At 69.8% G+C, this 3,371-nt stretch carries 4 protein-coding genes; 2 read left to right on the forward strand and 2 right to left on the reverse strand.

Annotated elements, in window-relative coordinates:
- On the reverse strand, positions 1-596 hold a 596-nt coding region (locus tag HY726_18080), incomplete at its 3' end, for a TIGR03668 family PPOX class F420-dependent oxidoreductase (protein MBI4610904.1).
- Positions 596-1,558, reverse strand: coding sequence for an LLM class F420-dependent oxidoreductase (locus HY726_18085; GenBank protein MBI4610905.1), 963 nt, complete (start codon positions 1,556-1,558; stop codon positions 596-598). The genes HY726_18085 and HY726_18080, both read right to left, overlap by 1 nt.
- A 187-nt stretch (positions 1,559-1,745) precedes the next feature.
- Between HY726_18085 and HY726_18090 the strand changes: the two genes are divergently transcribed.
- Together HY726_18090 and HY726_18095 are read left to right on the forward strand one after the other, a co-directional pair.
- Positions 1,746-2,279 carry an MFS transporter gene (locus HY726_18090; protein ID MBI4610906.1) on the forward strand — a complete coding sequence of 178 codons (534 nt, stop codon included), beginning with the start codon at positions 1,746-1,748 and terminating at the stop codon, positions 2,277-2,279.
- Positions 2,183-3,094 carry an MFS transporter gene (locus tag HY726_18095; protein MBI4610907.1) on the forward strand — a complete coding sequence of 304 codons (912 nt, stop codon included), beginning with the start codon at positions 2,183-2,185 and terminating at the stop codon, positions 3,092-3,094. Before HY726_18090 ends, HY726_18095 begins: the two co-directional genes overlap by 97 nt.
- The last annotated feature ends 277 nt before the right edge of the window (positions 3,095-3,371 follow it).

Below are 3,371 nucleotides of genomic sequence, written 5' to 3' on the forward strand. Positions count from 1 at the left end.
GTCCTCGCCTGCGGCTCGTCCGGAGCCCCTCGGCTCGAAGATCTACTCGGGTCTCGCCTCGTGGCTGTCCTCGCCTGCGGCTCGTCCGGAGCCCCTCGGCTCGAAGATCTACTCGGGTCTCGCCTCGTGCGTGTCGTCGCCTGCGGCTCCTCCGAACTCCCTCGGCTCGAACTCCACTGGACGACCCGCTCGGGGATGATCTTAATGACGAGGCCGGACTCGCGATCGAGCCCCATCGTCCGGTACTGCGGGTACTTGTTGAGGAGGAGGTCGACGGCCCGGCCGAACTCGGGCCCGCCCGTGAGGAGCTCAGCCCGCCCCTGGAGCACGACGTAGCGGAGTCGGCTCCAGTCCTCGTCGTAGTGATCCACGACGAGGCACACGCGCGGGTTCTCGCGGATGTTCCGGACCCGCTTGAGCCGGTCCGCCGGGGCGCGCTTCGGCTTCGCATCGAGGGCCGAGTAGCAGTGCCGGCCGTCGAAGGCATAGCAGACCGGTACGACCAGCGGCTGGCCTGCCGAGTCTGCGGTCCCAAGCCGGGCGATCCGCCCCGCGTTGAGGAGCGCCCCGACCCCGGGACTCAGCTCGTCTCCCATCAGCGGGCTCGCCTGACCTTCGGGAGCACTTCCGCCGCGAACCGCTCCATGCCGGCCAGGATCTGCTTGAGGTCGGGAACCGGAAAGTCGAAAACGAAGTGGGTGACGCCGAGGGCCTGGTACTGGCGGATGTCGGCGACCACCTGGTCCGCCGTGCCCCGAAACATCTGCCGGTCCCCGCCGGGGGCCTTGGCGCGCCTGGGCAAGACCTCCATCGGGACCCGGAACGTGAGCGTGATCGCCCGGGGGTCCCGGCCTGCGCGCTCGGCCCAGGCGTGGATCTGCTTCACCTTGTCCCGGTACTCCGGCGGGTGGAGGAGCGCCGGGGGACGGAGCCCGATCGGGTGCCAGCCGTCCCCCAACTCGCCCGCTCGCCGGAGCGCGGCGTCGGTGTGGCCGCCGATCCAGATCGGGATCCCGCCCTTCTGGACGGGCTTCGGCAGGAACACGATGTCGCTGACGCGGTAGTGTTTCCCCTCGAAGCGGATCTGGTCCTTCGTCCAGCACTCGCGCATGAGGCGCAGGTATTCCCCCGTGACGCGCCCGCGCTCCTTGAAGGACGGGGAGCCGAGGGCGACGAACTCCTCCTCGAGCCAGCCGACGCCGGCGCCCAGGATGACGCGCCCGCCCGAGAGGACATCGGCGGTGGCGAGCATCTTGGCCGTCACGAGCGGGTTCCGGTACGGGACGACGAGCACGCTCGTTCCGAGCCGGATCTTCTTCGTGGCCGCGGCCAGGTGGCTCAGGAGGGTCAGGGGCTCCAGATAATCCTGAGCGGCGCCGCCGGGGAACTGCCCCGACGGGTGATACGGGTACACCGAGCGCGTCGCAGTGGGGAGGACTACGTGATCGGAGACGAAGATCGAGGAGTAGCGGAGCCGGTCGGCCGCCTGCGCCAGCTTCAGCACGATGTCGGGCTTGGCCAGGGGCCCACGCCCGGGGAGCGCACAGCCGAAGTGCACGGCGAACCTCCTGAGCTGGTACGGGTGGCGCCTCGAACGAACAGGGCTATGGTAGGCCACATCCTGCGCCTTTGCAACGCTCTCGACTTGCGGGAGGCGAGCGCGGATGGTATCTCTCTGCCGTGAGAGCCGTCTCGGCGCTGCGCTTCCCCCTGTGCCGGCCGTTCCCGCTCAGCGAGACTGCTCGGTGATGCCGAGCGTCGATCGGTCGCGCCGGTTCATGCCGTGGCTGATGTGGGGAATCCCCTCGCTGATCTTTCTCGTCGCGTTCTTTCACCGCGTGGCGCCGGGCGTGATCGCCAAAGAGCTGATGGAGAGCTTTCACGCCACCGGGGCGCTGCTGGGTCTCCTCTCGGCGGTGTACTTTTACCTCTACGCCGGGCTCCTGATCCCGGCCGGCGTGCTCGTGGACGCCTGGGGTGCGCGGCGCGTCGTGGCCGTGGGCGGCACGCTGATGGGGCTGGGCACGGTCCTGATGGGGTCGGCCGGAAGCACGGGCCCGCTCTTCGTCGGTCGCGTTCTTGTCGGCTCGGGGGCCTCGGTGACGTTCGTCGGCGCGCTCAAGGTGGCGGCCACGTGGTTTCCCCGCGCCGGTTCGGAACCCTCTCGGCGCTCACGGCCACCATGGGTACCCTGGGAGCGCTCATCGCTACGGCGCCGCTCGCGCTTCTGGCATCGGCGCTGGGCTGGCGCGGCGCCTTCGTCCTGGTCGGCGGGCTGACCGTGCTGGCGTCGCTCCTCTGCTGGTGGGTGGTGCGTGACCATCCCGGGGAGTCGGCGAGCAGTCGCGAGGCTGTCGCGAACGGGTCAGGTCAGGCATCCGCGGCCCCGGCCTTCACGCAGGTCCTCGGGGGCGCGGCCGCGGTGCTGAAGAACGCGCACACGTGGCCGCCGTTCCTGACGATGTTCTGCCTCTACTCGGCCTCGGCGAACCTCACGCTCTGGATGGTTCCGTTCCTCCGGGACGTTTATGGTCTGACCACGCCTCAGGCGGCGATCTACGCGACGGCGTCGTCGCTCGCGATCCTGGTGTTCGGGCCCCTCACCGGATATGTGTCGGACCGGGTCCTGGAACGCCGGCGCCCGCTCTACGTGGGACTCTGCTGGGGCTCGCTCGTGCTCTGGGCGACCTTTCTCCTCACGCTCGGCGGCCTCCCGCTCTGGGGGGTGTACACGCTCTACTTCGCCATGGGGATGATGGGCAGCGCGTTTGTCCTGACCTGGCCGATCGGTCGCGAGGTCAATCCCCCCCAGTTCGCGGGGTTGAGCGTGGCGGTGGTGAACTTCGGCGGCCTGTTCGGGGCTGCGGCCACCCAGTGGCCGGTGGGGACGGTGCTCGATGCACGCTGGGCTGGGGCGCTCGCGGGCGGCGCGCGGGTCTACCCGCTCTCGGCCTACGCTGCGGCCTTCGGCGTGTGTGGCCTGTTCATTCTGGCCGCCGCTCTCGTCGCGCTCCTGGTGCGCGAGACGCGCTGCCAGAATATCTACGCGATGCTCTACCCCGATTCTCGACCCTCAGGCCCTCACCGAACCTGACGCCGGCTCGGGGCGCGTCGGAGTAATGCCGTTCGAGCGCGCACCCACTTCGTGGGTACCCGGCCCGCGCAATCAACTCGGGCCTCGCCTCCGCGTGATTTGCTCGGGCCTCGCCTCGTTGCTGGCGCCGGCGATGAAGCTGCCGGCGCCGAAGCGCCTCGGCTCGAACTGCCATGCCTGCGGCTCGTCGGCAGCCCCTCAGCTCGAACCGCCATTTCTGGGGGAGGCATCGGAGGGGGCCGTCCAGGCGCCCTCCGATTCTCCTCGGGGGTGCTTA

The organism is Candidatus Rokuibacteriota bacterium (assembly GCA_016209385.1).
GTDB lineage: Bacteria > Methylomirabilota > Methylomirabilia > Rokubacteriales > CSP1-6 > JACQWB01.